The following is a 20,563-nucleotide window of genomic DNA, read 5'->3' on the forward strand; positions in this document are numbered from 1 at the left end:
GCGGGTATCCCGCACCCTGCCCCTTCACCGGCGGGCGTCCCGCACCCTGGTCCCGCTCACCGGCGCGCGTTGCGCATCCTGATCCCGCTGAACTCCAGGGTGCTGGCCGTCACCTCGTTCCAGAACGGCCACAGATTGTCCAGCACCCTGAGCTGGATCCCCGCCTCCTCGTGCAGCTCGAACAGATCCCGCACGGGCTCGGGCGGGCCCAGCGGCCGCACGGGGACGGTCGAGACGACCGCGTGCGGCGGGTCCCCGATGGGCGCGAAGGTGCCGGCGGGCAGGCGGTAGGCGAACAGCCGCACGTCCATGATCGCCTTCAGCCAGCCGTACTCGATGGCGTGCACCCGCTCGCCGCATCCCGAGCCGATGATCCTGTCCCGGTCCTCCTCGGTGGTGCGGGAGCCGACCCAGGCCATCGCCCGCGGGCAGGCGCGCGGAAACCAGTAGTCAGGGCAGCGTTCCGAGCCGACCGCCCACACGTAGGGCTCGCTGCGGACGCTGGTCGGCGCCACGTGCGGGACGAACCGTTCGATGGTGGGGTCTTCCGAGAAATGCAGCACTTCCCCCTGCTCAGGTCTCATGAGCGCCATTTTCGCGCATGGACCGTCGATCTAGGGGCAGGGGAGACCCCTCTTACGACAAGGGGTGAGTTGGATGATCGTATTGGGACTGATCCTGATCCTGCTCGCCGGCGGTGCCTTCGCCCTGGTGCTCTCGGAAGAGAGCGCCAGGTACATCCTGTTCGGCTACACCTTCGAGTTCAACCACGTGGGCATGTTCCTGGCGGGGGCGGCCGCCGCGGCCGTGCTGCTGCTGGGTCTGTGGCTGATGGGCTCGGGTTCGCGCAGGACCGCCAGGCAGCGCCGCCGGCTGCGCAGCGCCAGGGCCGAGACCTCCAGCCGGGTGGCCCAGCTGGAGGAGGAGAAGCGCGACCTGGAGCGGAAGCTGGAGCGCGAGCACACCGCGTCCGACGGCGACCATCTCGTCGCCCGCGGCGAGCAACAGTAGGCAGCCGTGCGGCCGAGCGAATCTAGGCGTCGGCCACCTGGCGCGAGGGCAGCAGCTTGCCCTCGCGCCAGAGCGCGATCCCGGTGATCACCGCCCCCAGCCCCTCCCAGAGCCCGACGCCGATGAACTCGGCGGGCGCCGCGCCGGTGACCACCAGCGTGGTGAAGACGGTGAACGTCACCAGCCGGAACGGCACCGTCCAGCGGAAGAACGGCGTGTAGTCGGCCGCCGCGGCGAAGACGTAGTAGACGCCCATGTTGACGGCCGCCATGGACGAGGCGGCCATATAGACCAGCGTGTAGTCCCCGGCGGCCCTGACGTCGAGCACCTCGAAGCCCAGCATGACGAGCAGGGTTCCGGGTGAGATCAGGCCGAGCAGGCCGAGCGCGAAGGCGAGCACGCCGAAGACCCACATGGTCCAGCCGGAGAAAGAACGCGGAAGACGCACAGAAATCCTTCCAAAGGGGGGTGTACTCTGCGAGGCGATCTCATCATGCACCCGGAGGTCGCATGCCCCCCACGCGTGGCCGTCCCATCGCACTCAAACTCCTCATCCTCCTGCTCGTCCCGCTGCTGTCCCTGGTGGGTCTGTGGGCGTTCGCGGCCGGTCTGACCGGCGGCGACGGCGTCCGCCTGCTCGCGATCAACGAAATGGCCACGAATCTGGCCGCCCCGTCCGAGCAGATCAACATCGACCTGCAGAAGGAGCGGCTGGCCTCGGTGGAGTTCCTGGTCACCGGTCAGGGCGCGAACGAGGTGGCCAGGCAGCGCGGCAGGACCGACCGGGCCGTGCACGCGTTCCGCGCGCTGGCCAAGCAGCAGCACGAGCTGACGCCCCCGATGACCATGCAGCTCAACCTGCTGCTCGGCAAGCTCGACCAGCTCGCCGACCTCCGCCGCGAGGTGGACGGCACCCTCGTCGCGCCGCTCGACGTCATCGACGGCTACAGCCAGATCGTGGACGCGTCCTTCCGCATGTACGACGCCATGGTCCTGGTGCCCGACATGGTCCTCTACCAGCAGGCCAGAGCGGTCACCATGATGGGCGAGGCCAAGGACCTGCTGTCCAGGGAGCAGGCGCTGATCGCGATCGTGCTGGCCAAGGGCCAGGTGGATCCGCGCGAGCGGGAGGCGTTCACCGGGATGGCGGCCACCAGGCGGCTGCTCTTCACACAGGCGCTGTCGCACCTGGACTCCAGCCTGCGCGGGCCGTACGAGAAGCTGTCCACCGCTCCCGTCTACACCGAGTTCCTGCGGACCGAGGACGACATCAAGGGGCCCGCGACCGTCAACGGGCTGCCCGCGAGCGCGGCCACCTGGCCCGTCGACGCCCAGAACCTGTGGAACGCCGTCGAGCGCGACCAGGCGCTGGCCGTGCGGGGCATCACCCAGCGGGTCACCCCGACCGCCATCGGCATGCTGGTCAAGCTGGGCATCGCCGGCGGTGTGGGCCTGATCGCGGTCATCGCCTCCATCATGATCTCCCTGCGCTTCCGCAAGCGCCTGGTGCGAGAGCTGGCCGGGCTGCGCGACGCCGCCACGGAGCTGGCCGACGTACGGCTGGCCGGGCTGGTCAAGCGGCTGCGCGGCGACGCCGGGCCGCCTTCGGCCGAGGAGGTGGCGCCGCTGGAGGTCAAGGCGCAGACGTCGGAGATCGTCGACATCGTCAAGGCGTTCAACGACGTCCAGTCCACCGCCGTGGAGGCCGCCGTGGACCAGGCCAGGCTGCGCCACGGCGTCAGCCAGGTGTTCGTGAACCTGGCCAGGCGCAACCAGTCGCTGCTGCACCGGCAGTTGTTGCAGCTCGACAGCATGGAGCGGGCCACCGAGGCGCCAGAGACGCTGGCGGACCTGTTCAAGCTCGACCACCTCACCACCCGCATGCGCAGGCACGCGGAGAGCCTGATCATCCTGTCGGACCAGACCCCCGGCCGGGGCTGGCGCAACCCGGTGCCGATCCACGACGTGCTGCGCGCGGCCGTGGCGGAGGTGGAGGAGTACGAGCGGGTCGAGGTGGTGCAGCCGCCGCCGGTCGCGCTGGTCGGCGCGGCGGTCACCGACGTGGCCCACCTCATGGCCGAGCTGATCGAGAACGCCACCCTCTTCTCCCCGCCCCAGACCAGGGTGGACGTGCGCTGCGGCACCACCCCGCACGGGCTCATGGTGGAGATCGAGGACCGTGGCCTGGGACTGCCGCGCACCGAGCTGGACGAGCTGAACGACCGCCTCTCCAAGACCCCCGAGTTCGACCTGGCCCAGAGCGACCGGCTCGGCCTCTTCGTGGTCTCCAGGCTGGCGGCCAGGCACGGCATCAAGGTGACCCTGGCGCCGTCGCCGTACGGCGGCCTGGCCGCCATGGTCGCGCTGCCGTCAGCTCTCCTGGCCGACCAGCCCGCGATGGCCGGGCGGTAGGTAGGTCAGGCCGCCGGAGGCGCGGGCGGCGGCGGTGGCCAGCAGGCGTTCGTACGCGTGGCCGGCCAGCAGCCCCTCCGCCTCCTCCACCGTGAAGAAGCCGTAGTCGTCGAGCTCTTCGGCCTGCAGCGAGATCGGCGTGCCCGACGGGATCTCGCCGCAGTCGAACATGAAGGTGACAACCGGGTAGGGCACGTTGGGCAGCCCGTCGACCCAGCTCACGGTCAGCAGCCTGCCGACCTCGACCGAGAGGCCCACCTCCTCGGCCACCTCCCTGGCGCACGCCTGCGCGGGATGCTCGCCGGCGTCGACCATGCCGCCGGGGAACGACCAGTGCTCCCTGTAGTTGGGATCGACCAGGAGCACGCGGCCGTGCTCGTCGGTGATGTACGCCGACGCCCCCGCGATGGCGCGGTGCACCGTGGTCCAGAAGTCATCGCTCACAAAGGCACTATGGCAGAGCGGGTGGCGACGCCCGCGGCTTCGCCGTGGCGGGTCGCGATTCCGTGGCGTCAAGCCCGCCCGGCCCTCTCACGGACGCGGGAACGGCCCGCTCACAGGCCCGCTCACAGGCCCGCTCACAGGCCCGCTCACAGGCCCGCTCAGAGGCGCGCTCACGGGCGCGCTCACAGGCACGCTCACAGGCGCAGGAACGGCTCGCTGAAGTGGGCGGTGGCGAGAATGGCGTGTTCGGCCCGCAGCCGGTCGAGCACCTCGGTCCGGGTGCGCGCGGCCGCCTCCTGGTCGTCGTCGTACAGGTAGCGGATGCCCGGATCCGCCAGTTGCACGGGATGCAGGACCAGGTCGCCGGTCATGGCCACCTCGCCCACCCGGGCGATCTGATGGCCGGGGGTGTGCCCGGGGGCGGCGTGGACGTGGACGCCCGGCGCGACCTCGGCGTCGCCCTCGACGACGTGGAGCTGCCCCTTGATGGTGGTGACGACCTCGTCGAGCATCGGGCCGCTCGCCGCGTCCAGCTCGGCCCGCTGCACGACGTAGCGGGCGTTCTCGAACGCCGGCCCGCCGTCCGCGATCGCGCCCGAGGCGTGGTCGCTGTGCAGGTGGGTGAGGATGACGGTGGTGACCTCGGCGGGCTCGACGCCCACGGCGGCCAGCTCACCCGCCAAGGTGCCGGGGACCGGCGCCCAGCTCGCGGCCGGGGAGTCCGCGGCGCCGATGCCGGTGTCGACCAGGGTCAGCCGTCCGTCCGCCGCACGGATGAGATAGCAGTGGAAGTGCAGGACCCACGGCTCGTCGGGAAGAGCGGACCCGGCGAACATCGTCGCCGGCGGGCGGCGGATGGCCGCTCCCATGGGACCCACGGCGTCGCAGAGAGGCGTCACTTCGACGCCCGACACGGTTATCGGCTTGTGTGGCACCCGGCCAGACTAGGCGGCGACGGGCTGACGCGGAACGTACTCGTTCTCGACGTCGGCCGCGAAGACGGCGCGGCGGCAGTGTGCGCACCGGTACATGATCGGGCCCTCGTCGAGCTCGTGGTGACAGCGCGGGCAGTTGACGGTCTTCATGATGCTGCTCCCCCAAGGAGTTTTCTGTCGGTTCCTATGGAACCCTCATCGAGTTGCAGAGATCCTGCATGCCACTTGACACGATGACGCCGCGTCGATGGGGGTTCTGCGCCTTTCGGTACACCGGAGTGCGGTAATTTTCCTCGCCGTTCGGTGCCGAGAAGAACATTGTCACGCACCTGCCCGGGAGACGCGGCTCAACACACCAGAACCGCCCGGGAATAGCCCAAGAGGGCTAGGCGTTGTATGGGCCGGAAGATGTGGTACTTTGCCACCAGGCGTAGAGCTCCAGCTCCGCCGATCTTCATCAGGTTCGGCCCCGTTTCCTCGGGCCCAGCCGTCTTCATCCTTCGCCGGGCCTTCACCTGGCTCAGGCGCGTTTTCCCTGAGGGGTTCCATCATGTCTGTGCAAACCATTCCGCGGCAGCGTTCCGCCGTGCCGGTTGAGCAGGTCAGCGGCCTGCTCGACCTGCGCGACAAATCCGCTTTCATCCGGGCCGGGCAACTCCCCGGCCCCGGCGATATGCGGCTGCAGGCCGACAAGGCCCGCCAGTACGGCCTGCGCCCCGGCGACCACGTCGTCGCCTCCTTCGCCGGCAACAAGCTCGTCGGCGTCGAGTCGGTCAACGGCACCGACGACTGGCGCGACCGGCCGCACTTCGCCGAGCTCACCCCCGTCCATCCGACCGAGCGGCTCAACGTCGAGACCGAGTCGCTCAGCACCCGCGTCATCGACCTCTTCGCCCCCATCGGCAAGGGCCAGCGCGGCCTCATCGTGGCGCCGCCCAAGGCCGGCAAGACGATGGTGCTCCAGGCGCTGGCCGCCGGCGTCACCCGCAACCACCCCGAGGCGCACCTGATGGTGGTGCTGGTGGGCGAGCGGCCCGAGGAGGTCACCGAGATGCGCGCCTCCATCAGCGGCGAGATCTTCGCCTCGACCTTCGACCACCCCGACCGCGACCACACCGCCGTCGCCGAGCTCGCCGTCGAGCGGGCCAAGCGGCTCGTGGAGTCGGGACGCGACGTGGTCCTGCTGCTCGACTCGCTGACCAGGCTGGGACGGGCCTACAACAACGTGGCGCCCAGCGGCGGGCGCGTGCTCACCGGCGGCATCGACGCCGCCGCCCTGTATCCGCCCAAGCGCTTCTTCGGCGCCGCCCGCAACGTCGAGGGCGGCGGCTCGCTCACCATCCTCGCCACCGCGCTCGTGGACACGGGATCGCGGATGGACAACAGCCTGTACGAGGAGTTCAAGGGCACGGGGAACATGGAGCTGCACCTGACCCGCGAGCTGGCGGAGCGGCGGCTGTTCCCGGCCGTGGACCTGGAGTCCTCGGGCACGCGGCGCGAGGAGATCCTGCTCCACAACGAGGAGCGGCAGGTCGTCTGGCGGCTGCGGCGCATGCTCGCCTCGCTGGACAAGCGTCAGGGCCTCGAAGTCCTGGTCGACCGGCTCCGCTCCACCCCCTCCAACGCCGCCTTCCTCCTTGAAGCGCAGGCCGCCTGAGCACGCCTCACGCGCCTGCGTACGGGACAGTGCACGACGGACGGTGCACGACGGACGGTGCACGACGGACGGTGCACGACAATGGGCCGCATGCTGGCTGACATCGTCGACTACCTCATCTGTCCTGTCTGCCGGGCCGACGTGCGGCTCGACGGGAGCACGCTGCGATGCGCCGCAGGCCACTCGTTCGACGTGGCCAAGCAGGGATACGTGAGCCTGCTGGTCGGAAACCGGCCGCCGGGCACCGCCGACAGCCAGGAAATGGTGGCCGCGCGGGCCGCCTTCCTCGACCGGGGCCACTACGCGCCGCTCGCGGACGCGGTTGCCGAAGCAGCCTCGGAAGCAGCGCGAACATATACGGCAAGCGACAACGTTCCCGAAAAACATGAGTCCTCTACCGAAACGAATGACGGCGGGGAGTTGAGGGCGTACCGTGTTGCGGGAGTGGAGGCCGGTTTCGGCGTGGGACAAGGTGGTCCCGGGCGAGAACCGGGTTTCGTCGAAGATCGTCGCGCGGAGGGCAGGGCCGCGCCGGTGATCGTCGACGCGGGCACGGGCACCGGACACTATCTGGCGGCTGTGCTCACCGCGATCAACGATGGCATCGGGATGGCGTTCGATGTGTCGAAGCACGCTGTACGCCGGGCGGCACGGGTGCATCCGAGGGCAGGGGCGTTCGTGGCCGACGTGTGGCGTCCGCTTCCCATCAGGAGTGGGGTGGCCGACGTGGTGATCGACGTCTTCGCGCCCAGGAACGGGCCGGAGTTCCGACGGATCCTGCGTCCCGGCGGCGTCGCGGTCGTCGTCACCCCCGCACCGTCGCATCTCAGCCCGCTGGTCGAGGAACTCGGCCTGCTCTCGGTCGATGAGGAGAAAGAGCGCAGGGTGGCTCGCAGCCTGGACGGTTTCGCCGAGTCGGAGCGGCGCTCGATCGCGTTCGAGATGGAACTGGAACATGGCGACATCGCCAAAGTCATCGGGATGGGACCGAATGCATGGCATAACGAGCCGGCCGGGCTTGATGAGCGAATCGCCGCATTTGTCGCTCGAAACGTCACAGAAGGACAGCGAAAAGTGGTGACGCGTGCGGCGTTCCAGCTGTCTATCTTCGAACCGGCCCCCCGATCAAGACCCGTTGCTTGACGGGCATGTGCGACCGGTGTTACTGATGGGGCATTTAGTCCGAAATTCCCCCACATTCTTGGAGTATTTCCCCGACGCAGGCGCAATACTGGACGGCATCCCGCGCCGGGAGGCGCGGGTCACTCAAGGGAGGGGGCGCGTCGGATGAAGGCGGAGGAACGCTGGCAGGCCAGGTTCCGGGCCTCGCGCATGACGCTGCCGTCCTGGGCGCGTCAGGCCCCGAACCGCTCCATCTACCGCTCCAACGCCACGGGAAAGTGGGAGGTCTACGCCTGGGACCGGCTGACCGGCACCACCCGCCAGGTCACCGACCGGCCCATGGGCACCGCGTACGCCGCCATCGACCCCACCGGCCAGTGGATCTACTGGTTCGCCGACACCGGCGCCGACTTCGGCGAGTGGCGGCGCCAGCCGTTCACCGGCGGCCTCGACGAGCCGGTCGCCCCCGACCTGCCGCCCGGCCAGCCCGGCGGCATCGCCCTGTCCACGACGGGCGTCGCCGCGATCAGCCTGGCCGCCGAGCGGGCCTTCCGCGTCCACCTCGTCCGCGAGGGCGAGCCCACCGAGCTGTTGTACGAGCACACGGAGGCCGCGTGGGTGGCCGCCATGTCACTCGACGGCTCCCTGATCGCCATCAACCACGGCGAGTACGGCGACTTCCGCCACCCGGCCCTGCGCGTCGTCCGCCAGAACGGCCGCACGGTCGGCGAGCTGCACGACGGCGTCGGCAAGGGCGTGACCGGCCTCGCGTTCGCCCCGGTCGTCGGCGACCGGCGCCTGCTGGCGCTGCACGAGCGCCGCCAGCGCCACGAGCCCCTCGTCTGGGACCCGGTCACCGGCGAGCAGCGCGAGATCTGGCTGCGCGACTCCGGTGACCTGAACGCCGAGTGGTACGACGACGGCCGCGGCCTGCTCATCCTGCGCGACGACCGCGGCCGCAGCTACCTGCACCGCTACGACCTCGCCGGCGGTGGCCTGACCCTCATCGACACCCCGCACGGCGTGATCGAGGAGGCCGCTCCCCGGCCGGGCGGCCAGATCGAGTACTCGTGGTCGAGCGCCTCGCGCCCGCCGGTCATCCGGTCGAGCACCGGCCAGGTCGTGGTCAACCCCAGCGGCCCGCCCGCCCCGCCGAGCGTGCCCGTCGAGGACGTGGACGTCGAGGGCGAGGGCGGCCGCATCCACGCGCTGGTCTCGAGGCCGGAGACCGGCGCCGTGCCGTATCCCACGGTGTTCCTGCTGCACGGCGGCCCGACCTCGAACGACCGCGACGCGTTCTCGCCGGAGGTCGCCGCCTGGGTGGACGCCGGCTTCGCCGTGGTGCGGGTCAACTACCGGGGCTCGACCGGCTACGGCTCGGCCTGGCGCGACGCGCTGCACGGCGACGTCGGGCACATCGAGCTGGCGGACGTCGCCGCCGTCCGGCAGTGGGTGGTCGACCAGGGCATCGCCGACCCGGCCAGGACGGTGCTGGCGGGCTCGGCGTGGGGCGGCTATCTCACCCTGCTCGGCCTCGGCACCCAGCCCGACCTGTGGGCGTGCGGCATCGCCGCGGTGCCGATCGCCTGCCACCAGACGTCGTACGAGGACGAGGCCGAGAGCCTGCGCGCCTTCCACCGCGCCCTGCTCGGCGGCTCCCCCGACGAGCAGCCGGAACGGTACGCGGCCAGCTCCCCGATCACCTACGTCGACCAGGTCAAGAGCCCGCTGCTGATCCTGGCCGGCGACAACGACGCGCGCTGCCCGCTGCGCCAGATCGAGAAGTACGTGGCCAAGCTGGCGGAGAACGGCCTCGAACACGAGGTCTACATGTACGACTCCGTCCGGGGCGCGCTCGTGGTGGCCGAACGGCTCGCGCAGACGGCGCTGCAACTGGAGTTCGCCCGCAAGCACGTGAGCCCGGCCTGGCGGCCGGTGGGCTGACCCTCCCGGGCCCCGACCTCCCGGCCGCACGCTTCCGGATGCTGTCCTCAGGCCCGTGTGCTCCCTGACCATGCCCTTGACCAGCGGCCGTTCCGCCTGTCATCATCACGGCCACCGCAAGTAGCCGGAGGGCACACCATGAGCACCACCCCCAAGGGCCCGAGCCGGTCGGCGACATCCCAGGACCGCCCGCGCCCGTGAGGACCACGGCACCCCCGCACGACCCCACGCCCCCGGCGTGGAGCCACAGCGGCACGCGAACCGATCTAGCGGGCGCGCAGGACCACGATGGCCAGGTCGTCGGCGCTGGGCTCGGAGGCGAAGTCGGCCGCGCCCCTGCGGATGCGCTCGGCCACCGCCCTGGCCGACAGCCCGGCGCACTCGGCCAGCAGCTTGGCCAGGCCGCCGTCGTCGTCGAGCAGCCGCCCGCCCGAGCGCCGTTCCGTCACCCCGTCCGTCACCGCGAGCAGCACGTCACCGGGGTCCAGATGGATGGTGTCGGCCTCGAACATGACCTCGTGGAAGACCCCGAGCAACGACTGCGGCGTGGTCACGGCCTCGACCTTGCCGCCCGGCCGCAGCCGCAGGGCCTCGGGGTGACCGGCCGAGACCAGACGCACTTCCAGCCCGTCGGGCACGGGCGTGATGTCGCCGTGGAGCAGCGTGAGGAACCTGGCCCGCTCGCCCTCCTCCAGGATCGCCTGGTTGAGCCGGCCGAGCACCGCGGCCACGCCGTAGCCCTCGCGGGCCAGCAGTCGCAGCGTGTGGCGGGCCAGCCCGGTCACGGCCGCGGCCTCGGGGCCGGTGCCGCAGACGTCGCCGATCGCGAAGCGCCACGAGTCGTCGCCCGCCTTGAACAGGTCGTAGAAGTCGCCGCCGACCTCGTTGGCCTCGCCCGCGGGCTCGTAGATGACGCCGTAGTCGAGCCCGGGGACCTCGGGCTCGTTGGGCGGGAGCAGGCTGCGCTGCAGCGCCCGGTTGGCGGCGGCCTGCTGGGCGTAGAGCCTGGCGTTGTCCATGGCGAGGGCGGCGCGCCTGCCGATGTCCTCGGCGAACTGGATGACCTCGTCGGGGAAGCGGTCGGGCCGGCCCAGGCACATCATGCCGAGGCCACGCCCGCGCGCGGTCAGCGGCACGGCCAGCACCTGCGAGTCGGGCAGATGGATCGTGGAGGTGACCCTGGTGTCGGCGGCGTCGATGTCCATCCCGGCGAGCTGCTCGCGCAGGCCGTCGATCCTGGCCTCGTCGGCGTGCCAGAGGTAGACCAGCCGCAGCGGCCCGGAGTTGGCGGAGGTGTAGACGGCGCACCAGTTGGCCAGGCGCGGCACCACGACCTGGGCGATGATGGCCGGCACCATGTCGGGGTCGAGGGTGCCCGCCAGCAGGTCGCTGGCGTCGGCGAGAAACCCCAGCCAGTGGGGCCCTCTGCTGCTCTCCTCCAGCCATTCGGCGGCCACCCGGTCCACGGAGCCAGGTAGCGTGAGCCTAGCCCAATGGACACGGGAATCACCCGCAAAGGTGACTCCCCACTCCTCTACGTTGACAGAAGGGGGTTTCGGATCGCCCTGGGAAAGGTTTCGCTGCCGCAACTCCACTTGGACTGCGTCCCCGAAATGCTTCCAAATCACCTCAAACGGCTCGTCAGCGACCTGTTCGGTCAGGTCTCCTGCGACCTGCTCGGCGGTATGGAGCACGCCTCCGGTGGCCCACGCGGTCATCACCTCGCGCGTGAACCTCATCGCAGACGTCACAGCGGTCTCGCCGGGCGCGAACGTCGCAGCGAGTACCGCATGGGGAGAAGCAGTCATCCCACCGTGCCTACCACACTTCCCGCTGACTTGGGGTAAATCCAAGGGCAGGACTACGAGCTACTCATCGTGACAGACTTGAATCACTCGCCGGAGCCAGGTGCGAGTGAAGGAGGCCCCATGACCACGGCCAAGGCCGCGCCAAGCCCGGAGGAGAGGACTTACACCGAGTCGGATCTCGTGCCCATCCTGGAGACTCTCTTCTCCTGGCGTGACGGCGACTTCCGGCGGCGGGTTCCTCATGCGCCTCCCGGCATTCTCAGCGAGGTGCGGCTGCTGCTCAACGAAGTGGCCGACCGTCGCGAGCACCTCGCCAACGAGCTCGTACGCGTGCGTAAAGAAGTGGTCAAGGAGGGCCGCTTCGCCGAGCGGCTGACGCCCGGCCCCGGCGTCGGCGCCTGGGCGGAGAGCGTCGAGTCGGTCAACATGCTGATCGACGCCCTGGTGAGCCCGGTGAGCGGCGCGGCCGACGTCATCGACGCGGTCGCCAAGGGAGACCTGTCGCGGCGGATCGACCTCGACCGCTCCGCGCGCGGCGAGGTGCGCCGTCTGGGCAAGGCCATCAACGGCATGGTCGACCAGCTCGCGCTGTTCAACTCCGAGGTCACGAGGGTGGCGCGCGAGGCGGGCACCGAGGGCCGGCTGGGCGGCAGCGCCAACCTGCGCGGCATGTCAGGGAGCTGGCGCGACCTCACCGAGGCCGTCAACACGATGTCGTCGCGCGTGGCGGCCCAGGTGCGCGACATCGCCGTGGTGACCACCGCGGTGGCCAAGGGCGACCTGAGCCGCAAGGTCACGGTCGACGCCGTGGGCGAGATGTTCGAGCTGAAGAACACCGTCAACACGATGGTCGACCAGCTGTCCGGCTTCGCCGAAGAGGTGACCCGAGTCGCCCGCGAGGTCGGCACCGAAGGACAGCTCGGCGGCCAGGCGCAGGTGACCGGCGTGTCGGGCGTCTGGAAAGACCTGACCGACAACGTCAACTTCATGGCCAACAACCTGACCTCCCAGGTGCGCAGCATCGCGACCGTGGCGACGGCGGTGGCCCAGGGCAACCTGTCGAAGAAGATCACGGTGGACGCGCAGGGCGAGATCCTGCAGCTGAAAGACACCCTCAACACCATGGTGGACCAGCTGTCCTCCTTCGCCGACGAGGTCACCCGCGTCGCCCGCGAGGTGGGCACCGAGGGCAAGCTGGGCGGCCGGGCCGAGGTGAAGGGCGTGTCGGGCGTCTGGAAGGACCTCACCGACAACGTCAACTCCATGGCGAACAACCTGACCTATCAGGTCCGCAACATCGCCCAGGTGACGACGGCCGTGGCCAACGGCGACCTCACCCGCAAGATCGACGTGGACGCCCAGGGCGAGATCCTTGAGCTCAAGTCGACCATGAACACGATGGTCGAGCAGCTCTCCTCGTTCGCCTCCGAGGTGACCCGAGTCGCCCGCGAGGTCGGCACGGAGGGGCAGCTCGGCGGCCAGGCGCAGGTGCGCGGCGTGTCCGGGGTCTGGAAGGACCTCACCGACAACGTCAACTCCATGGCCAACAACCTGACCTCGCAGGTGCGCCAGATCGCGGCCGTGTCGTCCGCGGTGGCTCAGGGCAACCTGTCGAAGAAGATCACGGTGGACGCGCAGGGCGAGATCCTGCAGCTCAAGGACACCCTCAACACGATGGTGGACCAGCTGTCCTCCTTCGCCGACGAGGTCACCCGAGTGGCCCGCGAGGTCGGCACGCAGGGGCAGCTCGGCGGCCAGGCCAGGGTGAAGGGCGTGTCGGGCGTCTGGAAGGACCTCACCGACAACGTCAACTCCATGGCGAACAACCTGACCTATCAGGTGCGCAACATCGCCGAGGTGACCACAGCGGTCGCCAACGGCGACCTGACCCGCAAGATCGACGTCGATGCCCAGGGCGAGATCCTGGCGCTCAAGACCACCGTCAACCGGATGGTCGACCAGTTGTCCTCGTTCGCCTCCGAGGTGACCCGAGTCGCCCGCGAGGTCGGCTCCGACGGCCAGCTCGGCGGTCAGGCCCGGGTCGAGGGCGTCGAGGGCACCTGGAAGCGGCTCACCGAGAGTGTCAACGAGCTGGCCGAGAGCCTCACCACGCAGATCCGCGCCATCGCGACCGTGACCAGCGCCGTCGCCCGCGGCGACCTGACCCGCTCGATCGCCGTCGAGGCGCAGGGCGAGCTGGCCGAGCTGAAGGACAACATCAACTCGATGGTGGGCAGCCTGCGCGAGACCACGCAGGCCAACCAGGAGCAGGACTGGCTCAAGTCCAACCTGGCCCGCATCTCCCGGCTCATGCAGGGCCACCGCGACCTGCTCGAAGTGGCCAAGCTGACGATGAGCGAGCTGACACCGCTGGTCTCCGCCCGCTACGGCGCCTTCTACAGCATCGACCCCGAGGGCGACCACGAGCTGATCCTGATCGGCGGCTACGGCGTGCGGCCCGACCGGGGCCCGCGCCAGCGCTTCGGAATCGGCGAGGGCATCGTCGGACAGGCCGCGGCCGAGGGCAGGCACATCGTCCTCGACGACGTGCCGCCGCAGTTCATCACCATCGACAGCGGGCTCAGCCGCTCCACGCCGGCGCAGATCGTGGTGCTGCCGATCCTGTTCGAGAACCGCGTGCTCGGCGTGCTGGAGCTGGCCTCGTTCACGCCGTTCGGCGAGGTACACCTCGACTTCCTGACACAGCTCGTCGAGACCATCGGCGTCACGATGAACACCATCATCGCCAACTCCCGCACCGAAGACCTGCTGACCGAGTCCCAGCGGCTCACCCGCGAGCTCCAGGAGCGCTCCGACGAGCTGCAGCGCCAGCAGGAGGAGCTGCGCAGGTCCAACGCCGAGCTGGAGGACAAGGCGGCGCTGCTGGCCAAGCAGAACCGCGCGATCGAGATCCAGAACTTCCAGATCGAACAGGCCAGGCGGACGCTGGAGGAGCGAGCCGAGCAGCTCGCGGTGTCCTCGCGCTACAAGTCCGAGTTCCTCGCCAACATGTCCCACGAGCTGCGCACGCCGCTCAACAGCCTGCTGGTGCTGGCCAAGCTGCTGACCGAGAACGCCGAGGGCAACCTGACCTCGCAGCAGGTCGAGTTCGCCAGGACGATCCACAGCGCGGGCTCGGCGCTGCTCCAGCTGATCAACGACATGCTCGACCTGTCGAAGGTCGAGGCGGGCCGGATGGACATCCATCCGATCCAGGTGTCGCTGCCGAAGATGGTGGATCTGCTGGAGGCCGCGTTCGCGCCGCTGGCCCAGGACAAGGGCCTGTCGTTCAGCGTCGAGGTCGACTCCGACGTGCCCCACGAGCTGCGCGCCGACGAGCAGCGCCTGCAGCAGGTGCTGCGCAACCTGCTGTCCAACGCGGTGAAGTTCACGCCGCGCGGAGAGGTGAAACTGCGGATCACGACGCCGCCGGCCGGGGTCCAGTTCGACGACGACACCCTGCACGAGGCCGACGACCTGATGGCGTTCCAGGTGATCGACACCGGGATCGGCATCGCGCCCGACAAGCGCGACGTCATCTTCGAGGCGTTCAGGCAGGCCGACGGCACCACGAGCAGGAAATACGGCGGCACGGGCCTCGGCCTCGCGATCTGCCGCGACATCGCCCGGCTGCTCGGCGGCGAGATCCACGTGGACAGCGAGCTGGGCAAGGGCAGCACGTTCACGCTCTACCTGCCGGCCTCCTACACCGGCCCGCTGGCCGCGACCGACGGCGGGGCGGCGACCCGCCGCCAGCTCATGACGCCGCCGTCGGACGACAGCTCCGCGGCCACGCCCGAGCCGCCGCTGCCGCTCGACCTGCCGATGCCCGAGCTGGTCGAGCCGCCGGTCGAGACGCCCAGCCAGTGGCAGGGCGACGATCCGCTCAGCGGCGCCAAGATCCTCATCGTGGACGACGACATCCGTAACGTCTTCGCACTCACCAGCGTGCTGGAGCGACACGGTTCAACCGTCGTCTACGCTGAAAACGGACGGGAGGGTATCGAGCAGCTCGAACGCAACGAGGACGTCGCGCTCGTACTGATGGACATCATGATGCCGGAGATGGACGGCTGGGCCACGACCTCGGCCATCCGCCGCATGCCGCAGTTCGCGGACCTGCCGATCATCGCGCTGACCGCCAAGGTCATGCGGGGCGATCGGGAGAAGAGCATCGCCTCGGGCGCGTCCGACTACGTGCCCAAGCCGGTCGACGTGGACCGCCTGCTCGAACGCCTGCGCGGCTGGCTCAGCCGCGGACGGGGTGCCGCGTCCGACTCCTCACCGTCCGCCTCGTCAGCCGAAGGGTCGTGATCGATGCCGGATCGTGCCAAGATCCTCCTCGTCGATGACCGCGAGGAGAACCTGATCGCCCTCGAGGCCATCCTCAGCTCACTCGACCTGGTGCCCGTACGCGCCAGGTCGGGTGAGGAGGCGCTCAAAGCGCTGCTCAACACCGAGTTCGCGCTGATCCTGCTGGACGTGCGCATGCCCGGCATGGACGGCTTCGAGACCGCCGCGCACATCAAGCGGCGCGAGCGCACCCGCAACATCCCGATCATCTTCCTGACCGTGGTCGACAGCGCTCCCGACTACGCCTTCCGCGGTTACGCCGCCGGCGCCGTGGACTATCTGACCAAGCCGTTCGACCCGTGGGTGCTGCGGGCGAAGGTGTCGGTCTTCTCCGAGCTGTACAACATGAACAAGCGCCTGGCCGAGCAGGCGAGCCTGCTGCGCGACCGCCTCAACGGCGAGCTGCCGCCGGGTGCGGGCGACCAGGCGTCGGTGCTGCCTGAGCTGTCGCGGCGGCTGACGGCGGTGGAGGACGAGCTGGCCCGGGTCAGGGAGCTGGCCCGCAAGTCGCAGGATCCGGCGCTGTCGGTGCCGCTGGCCGACCTGAACGAACGCCTGAGCCACCTGCGCGCCGGCTTCGACGCGCTCTCCTGATCTCCCACGCTCCGCCCCCGGGACATCCACCGCCCGGGGGCGTTTCGGTGTGTGGGGTCAGGCGGTCGCGCGGGCCTCGGCGACGGGCGAGGCCGGTCCCGGCGACCTGTGAGGGGTTACTGACGGGCGCGTTCCAAAGCGTCCCAGAAGCCGCGTCGCAGGGCGTGGCGTACTTCGTCGTGCAGCAGGAAGTCGATCGGCAACGACGATCCCTGCAGCAGCCGCGCCTCAAGGTCGGACGGCATGCGCGGCTTGCGCGCCAGGACGGCCTCCAGCCACAGCGCGGGCGCGTCGCGGGCGACGGAGTCGCCGAAGTCGTGGCCCTCACGGTGGGCGGCCTTGACGGCGTCGGACAGCGTGGTGGCGCCCGCAGTGGCCGCCGGCTGCGCGACGGGGGCCGGCTGCGGCCCGGTGTAGGGGCCGAGCTGCGCGGGCTGGTAGGCACCGCTCGACGGCGAGGAGAACTGGCCGGTGGTGGGGCTCGACTGCTGCGACTGCGCCTGGATCGGCCCGGTGGCCGGGGCGGCGGGCGGCGGCTCCTGCTGGTAGGTCGGCTGCTCCTGCTGGTAAGTGGGCTGCTCCTGCTGGTAGGACGTGTACGTGGGCAGCGCGGGCGGCGTCTGCGCACGTCCTGAGGAGTGCCCGTTGGACGAGGGCTGGCCGTTGTGCGAGGAGGAGCCGGCGGCGTGGCTGCCCGAATGACCGCCCGTGTGACTCGTCGTGTGGCCGCCGCTGTGACCGCCCGTGGTGGAGCCCATGGTGGAGCCCATGGTGGAGCCCGTGGCGGACGGCAGCGAGGAGGGCGGCAGCGACGACTGCTGCGGCGCGGGCGGCAGCGAGTGGGAGGCGTGGCCGTTGCCGGCGGGCTGGTGGTGGCCGTTGGACGACTCGGTGATGCCGGTCAGCGTGCTGACGTAGGGGCGCAGGTGGACCGCTCCGAGCTCGACCAGGTCGTCGCACTCCTGCCGGAGCGAGCGCGAGACGGCCCAGCCGCCGTCGGCGGCGATGTGGATGACGCTCACCCTGATGCCGAGGTCCTGGGCGTCGCAGACGACCTGCGCGAGGTCCTCGTCGCCGCTGACCACCACCGCGTCGCAGATGGCGTTGTTGCGCGCGAGCGTCATGAGGTCGCGGTGCACCTGGGCGTCGACGCCCTCGCGCCGGCCCGGCCGGATGCGGGACAGCCTGAGCTTGAGGCCCGGTATGTCGGCCAGCGCGTCGTGCTCGGGAGTGCGCCGGCCCTCGACTGTCGCCTCGTACCAGTAACACCGAAGCAGCGGCAGCCCGGTGCGCTCGCGCGCCAGGTTGGTCATAAGCGCCAGCAGCCCTGGATAGTCCCAGGAGACCGCTTCGCGATGACGCGTGCCGTGCACGGCCATCGCCCCGTCAGCCAGCAGATAGCCAGCGTCCACGAACAGCGCACAGCGATCCACTGACACCGCCCCTTTCATGGTGGTCCGACCTTGCTGGCTCTGCACCGTCAGAGACCGGACTCGGCGGCCCTCTCTCAGGGTAATGAAAGCAGGTGATCGCGCGAGGGTTAATCCCGACGATTCGGCACTCGCGCATAGGTGCGCCAGAGCAATCAGGCGAACCGTACCAGTTTGTCCTGTTCGTGGTCACGAGCGCGCTCGCACGCTCAGCGCGGCGACTCCGAACAGCACCACGTCCTTGTCCGTGAGGATCGTCAGCGCGGGATCCACCCCGAGTTCGGCGCCGACCGTGTCGACGTCCATGCCGAACGTCAGCTCCCCCGCGCCGCTCGACGAGCCGTCGAAGACGTTCGCCAGGGCGCGCTCGCCGCCGGCGGGGGTCAGCGCGCCGGACCCGAGCGAGACCTTGTCGCCCTTGAGGTCGGCGTCGCCCTCCCACGTGACCAGTTCGACCCGCGCGGGCGCGGCCGCCGGGCTCAGCCCGCCGAGCGGGATCCGCGCCCGCCGCGCGCCCCCGCCGATCACCGCCGCCGTGTCCAGCACCACGGCCTGGCTGTACGGCTCCGCCGGATCCGTGACGATCAGCACCAGGCTCCATCCGGCATGGCGTGACACCCCTTCCTTCATGGGGGCGTCGGCCGCCCACCAGGTGCCGTTCGCGCGTACGTCGCCGACCAGCTCGCTCACGTCGGCGAACGCCTGGTAGACGGGGCCCAGCGGCAGCTCGCGCACCGTCACCTGGCCGGGCCGCACGGTCAGGTACTTCTTGCGGCCCGGCGGCCTGAGCTTGATCGGCCCGGCCCGCTCGCCCGTCGCCGACCAGTAGAGCCCCGCCCACACGACCTCGCCGCCCTTCGGCACGGACAGCTCGGCGCCGCTGGAGGAAGCGGTGTCGGACCGGTCGTCCTGGTCGAGCGCGGTCATCGGCCACAGGTCGTTGTCGCGCTGGGCTCCCTCGCGGCGCCTGGCCTCCAGGCAGCCCGCGCGCTCCTGCGGGCAGCTCAGCAGCGCGTTGCCGATCGCCCGCACGGTCACCTTCCCGTCGGTGGCGAACCTGGCGGGCGCGCCCGACCCGCGTACGCCCGTCTCGGCCTTGGCCAGCAGCCGCAGTGGGCCCGCCGCGATCCTGACGGCGGGCCCCGGGCCCTGCGGCGCCTCGTCGGCCACCAGCACCCGGAGGAACACGGTCGTGCCCTGCCCGGCGGCCAGCGCCTTCCTGACGCACCGCGCGCCGCCTTCGGCCGGGCGGCAGGCCCAGCCGTCCACCGTCCCCACCGTGCCCCCTGGACCCGCGGAACGCACAACGCCCGCGAAACCCCCTGTGCCCGCGGAACCCCCTGTGTTCGCAGCGCTCGTAGCCTTCGCAGAGCCCTCTGTGCCCGCAGCGCCCCCAGCGCCCCCAGCGCCCGCAGAGCCGGTAGAGCCGGTAGAACCCGTCGCACCCGAGGAGCCCGGGTGCGCCGCCCTGTGGGCGTGGCGTGCGGTCGGGACGAGGGTGACGCCGGGTGGGAGGTCCACCTGGGCGGCCAGTTCTTCGCTGGGGGCGTCGCCGTAGTTGCGCAGGCGCAGGGCGACGATGCCGGGCTGGGCACGTACGAGGGAGCCGAGCGCGTCGATCGTGGCCCGCAGCCGGGCCCGGCCCGGCCGGTCCTTCCTGACCGGGGGCGGCACCTGGGCCGGCCGCTCGCTCGGCGGCGGCACCCGCACGCGTACCCGTGCCGGGTCGTCCTTCGCGGGAGGCTGCGCGACCCGTGGCGCCTCGGACGGCCGCACGGCCGGCCGCTCACTGGAGACCGGCAGCAGCACGGCGGCCGCAGCCACCGCGGCCGCCACGCTCATCGTGGCGCCGGCCACCGCCGCCTGCCGCCCCTTCGGCGCCCGTCGCAGCCGGCCGAAGGCGCGCAGCACGCCGCCCGCGCCGCCGCCGGCGACGGACATCCTGGCCAGCGCCGCCGCGTAGCCGCCGAACAGCGGCCCGGCGATGAGCGGCCCGACCATGACGCGCAGCCCGCGGTTGACGTCGGTCAGCTCAAGCAGCACGCCGTGGCACTCCTCGCAGCCGTCCACGTGCTCGTCGATCGCCTTGGAGTCGCGCCTGGCCAGCCCTCCGCGCACGTAGGCGCCCATCTTGGCCAGCATCGGCCGGCACTCGTGCTCAGGCAGCGTCCCCAGGTGCAGTTGCAGGTACGCCTGCCGCAACCCCTCCCTGGCCCGGTACGCCAGCGCCGCCACGCCGTTGGCCGACAGCCCCAGCAGCGGCGCCACCCCGGCCGGCTTGAGCCGCTCGACCTCGGTGTGCCACAACACCGCCCGCCAGCGCTCGGGCAGCGACAGGAAGGCCCTGGCGATCAGCGACTTCTCCAGGCCGACGAGCGCCGGGTCGACGAAGGGCACCCCCGGGTCGTACAGCTCGATCTCTCCCGTGGTCACCTGGCGGCTCTCGACCCTGGACCGGTCGTAGACCGTGCGCCGGACGACGGTGAGCAGGTAGGTGCGGAAACCGGAGTCGGGACCACTGCCCCTGCCCACCAGGTCGAGGATCTTCGTGAACGACTCCGCGACCACGTCCTCCACCTCGGCGCCCCTGACGAGCTGCCGGGCCAGCGCGCGGGCGGCGGCGACGTGGCGCTCGTAGAGCTCCCCGTACGCGGCGGCGTTACCCGCCCTCACCGCCTGTAGCAGCTCCGCATCGCTCTGCGGCGTTTCGACACCCATAGTGACCTCACGATTACACGGGGTTGCCCCGCGCAATCATTCCGCATTCCCTGTCGTGGCTAAACCGCGTCGGCGGCTTTACTCGCGGAGCGGACGGGGACGTCCTGGCCGGAGGCATGGGCGGAGGCATGGGCG

The 20,563-nt window shown here is 70.7% G+C and carries 15 protein-coding genes; 7 read left to right on the forward strand and 8 right to left on the reverse strand.

The features are described from left to right. Window positions 1-56: 56 nt before the first annotated feature. Window positions 57-584: a DUF6886 family protein gene (locus AB0C27_RS06745; protein ID WP_357838921.1), complete on the reverse strand. Its 528-nt coding sequence runs from the start codon at window positions 582-584 to the stop codon at window positions 57-59. A gap of 73 nt (window positions 585-657) precedes the next feature. Here AB0C27_RS06745 and AB0C27_RS06750 point away from each other — a divergent pair, with 73 nt between their 5' ends. Then, on the forward strand, window positions 658-1,011 hold the full coding sequence (locus tag AB0C27_RS06750; protein WP_357838924.1) for a hypothetical protein: 354 nt from the start codon (window positions 658-660) through the stop codon (window positions 1,009-1,011). A 22-nt stretch (window positions 1,012-1,033) separates the two neighbouring features. Here the strand turns inward: AB0C27_RS06750 and AB0C27_RS06755 are convergent, their stop codons facing one another. Further along, window positions 1,034-1,459: a hypothetical protein gene (locus AB0C27_RS06755; protein ID WP_346107304.1), complete on the reverse strand. Its 426-nt coding sequence runs from the start codon at window positions 1,457-1,459 to the stop codon at window positions 1,034-1,036. A 62-nt stretch (window positions 1,460-1,521) separates the two neighbouring features. Between AB0C27_RS06755 and AB0C27_RS06760 the strand changes: the two genes are divergently transcribed. Continuing rightward, the gene (locus tag AB0C27_RS06760; RefSeq protein ID WP_357838928.1) at window positions 1,522-3,423 is read left to right on the forward strand and encodes a nitrate- and nitrite sensing domain-containing protein; all 1,902 of its coding nucleotides are present in this window, start codon (window positions 1,522-1,524) and stop codon (window positions 3,421-3,423) included. On the opposite strand, the gene AB0C27_RS06765 is transcribed toward AB0C27_RS06760, so the two are convergent. The 3 genes from AB0C27_RS06765 to AB0C27_RS06775 all read right to left on the reverse strand — a co-directional run bounded on the left by AB0C27_RS06765 (window position 3,382) and on the right by AB0C27_RS06775 (window position 4,952). Then, complete coding sequence (locus tag AB0C27_RS06765) at window positions 3,382-3,867, reverse strand: NUDIX hydrolase (RefSeq protein WP_357838931.1); 486 nt, start codon at window positions 3,865-3,867, stop codon at window positions 3,382-3,384. The two genes, AB0C27_RS06760 and AB0C27_RS06765, sit on opposite strands and share 42 nt — an antisense overlap. A gap of 194 nt (window positions 3,868-4,061) precedes the next feature. Continuing rightward, a complete protein-coding gene (locus AB0C27_RS06770; RefSeq protein ID WP_357838933.1) occupies window positions 4,062-4,736 on the reverse strand; it encodes an MBL fold metallo-hydrolase in 675 nt (224 codons plus the stop codon). Between the two features lie 75 nt (window positions 4,737-4,811). Next, a complete protein-coding gene (locus AB0C27_RS06775; protein ID WP_346107312.1) occupies window positions 4,812-4,952 on the reverse strand; it encodes a hypothetical protein in 141 nt (46 codons plus the stop codon). A 400-nt stretch (window positions 4,953-5,352) separates the two neighbouring features. On the opposite strand from AB0C27_RS06775, the gene rho reads away from it, so the two are divergent. The 3 genes from rho to AB0C27_RS06790 all read left to right on the forward strand — a co-directional run bounded on the left by rho (window position 5,353) and on the right by AB0C27_RS06790 (window position 9,525). Then, window positions 5,353-6,459, forward strand: a complete 1,107-nt coding sequence (gene rho / locus AB0C27_RS06780; RefSeq protein WP_357838936.1) for a transcription termination factor Rho — start codon at window positions 5,353-5,355, stop codon at window positions 6,457-6,459. Window positions 6,460-6,549: 90 nt separating this feature from the next. After that, window positions 6,550-7,602 (forward strand): putative RNA methyltransferase, encoded by a 1,053-nt coding sequence (locus AB0C27_RS06785; protein ID WP_357838939.1) that lies wholly within the window; start codon window positions 6,550-6,552, stop codon window positions 7,600-7,602. Window positions 7,603-7,746: 144 nt separating this feature from the next. Continuing rightward, complete coding sequence (locus AB0C27_RS06790) at window positions 7,747-9,525, forward strand: prolyl oligopeptidase family serine peptidase (protein ID WP_357838942.1); 1,779 nt, start codon at window positions 7,747-7,749, stop codon at window positions 9,523-9,525. A gap of 266 nt (window positions 9,526-9,791) precedes the next feature. Here AB0C27_RS06790 and AB0C27_RS06795 read toward each other — a convergent pair whose 3' ends face one another. After that, window positions 9,792-10,991, reverse strand: coding sequence for a SpoIIE family protein phosphatase (locus AB0C27_RS06795; protein WP_357838945.1), 1,200 nt, complete (start codon window positions 10,989-10,991; stop codon window positions 9,792-9,794). Window positions 10,992-11,453: 462 nt separating this feature from the next. On the opposite strand from AB0C27_RS06795, the gene AB0C27_RS06800 reads away from it, so the two are divergent. Together AB0C27_RS06800 and AB0C27_RS06805 are read left to right on the forward strand one after the other, a co-directional pair. Further along, window positions 11,454-15,647 carry a HAMP domain-containing protein gene (locus AB0C27_RS06800; RefSeq protein WP_357838948.1) on the forward strand — a complete coding sequence of 1,398 codons (4,194 nt, stop codon included), beginning with the start codon at window positions 11,454-11,456 and terminating at the stop codon, window positions 15,645-15,647. Between the two features lie 3 nt (window positions 15,648-15,650). After that, window positions 15,651-16,280, forward strand: coding sequence for a response regulator (locus AB0C27_RS06805; RefSeq protein ID WP_346107323.1), 630 nt, complete (start codon window positions 15,651-15,653; stop codon window positions 16,278-16,280). Window positions 16,281-16,396: 116 nt separating this feature from the next. Here the strand turns inward: AB0C27_RS06805 and AB0C27_RS06810 are convergent, their stop codons facing one another. After that, window positions 16,397-17,713 (reverse strand): NYN domain-containing protein, encoded by a 1,317-nt coding sequence (locus AB0C27_RS06810; RefSeq protein ID WP_357838951.1) that lies wholly within the window; start codon window positions 17,711-17,713, stop codon window positions 16,397-16,399. 186 nt (window positions 17,714-17,899) lie between these two features. After that, window positions 17,900-20,428 carry a sigma-70 family RNA polymerase sigma factor gene (locus AB0C27_RS06815; RefSeq protein WP_357838954.1) on the reverse strand — a complete coding sequence of 843 codons (2,529 nt, stop codon included), beginning with the start codon at window positions 20,426-20,428 and terminating at the stop codon, window positions 17,900-17,902. Window positions 20,429-20,563 lie beyond the last annotated feature (135 nt).

Source organism: Nonomuraea sp. NPDC048882 (genome assembly GCF_040649755.1).
Classification (GTDB): Bacteria; Actinomycetota; Actinomycetes; order Streptosporangiales; family Streptosporangiaceae; genus Nonomuraea; species Nonomuraea maheshkhaliensis.